Raw genomic sequence first — 597 nt, forward strand, 5'->3', positions numbered from 1 at the left:
GAAAGTAAGTGCACTGGCAATTAAGCCGACCTTGAAATAACCCGGCTGTACACGATGTGTAACAGTAGGGTTGATGGAATTTGGTTTTGCATTCATAATTGATCTCGCTCATTTCTCATCTGAGTTGTTTATGTTTAAGCTAAATATGACTTTTCTAACCCGGCAGGTTGTGTAATAATTAGCTCTGTAGACTTGCAAGTGTTTACGCTAGCCCTCTTAGTGAGTAAGAGGGCTTTTTAATGCCTGCTATTAATCAAGTTGACTTAGATCAACGCCTGAAATTTCTAAGAATTTTTCATTGTTAAAATTCGGTAATGCTCGAATCAAATCACGATCTTCTTTTGATGCTTCTGTTACAGATTTTGTAAAAGCTTCTTTGTAGTCATATTTTTTCAAATAACCACCAGTGCATGAAAAACTAGGATTTTCTTGTTTTTCCACATCCGACATTTCAGATTCATTAATCCATTGAGTTAAAGAAAAATATAAGCAGCTTGGTTTATTTGCCTCATCCCACACCGACTTCATACACGGTTTGTCAAAGACATTAATAATTTCAACTTCTTCTGTGTTAAAGAAACCATTACTAAAGTTCGT

1 protein-coding gene is annotated in these 597 nt (G+C 35.3%); it reads right to left on the reverse strand.

Annotated features, from left to right (window positions below; translation table 11 throughout):
- Positions 1-249: 249 nt before the first annotated feature.
- On the reverse strand, positions 250-597 hold a 348-nt coding region (locus tag AVJ19_RS21245; protein ID WP_213067289.1), incomplete at its 5' end, for a hypothetical protein.

It is taken from the genome of Acinetobacter sp. CFCC 10889 (assembly GCF_003268395.1).
GTDB lineage: Bacteria > Pseudomonadota > Gammaproteobacteria > Pseudomonadales > Moraxellaceae > Acinetobacter.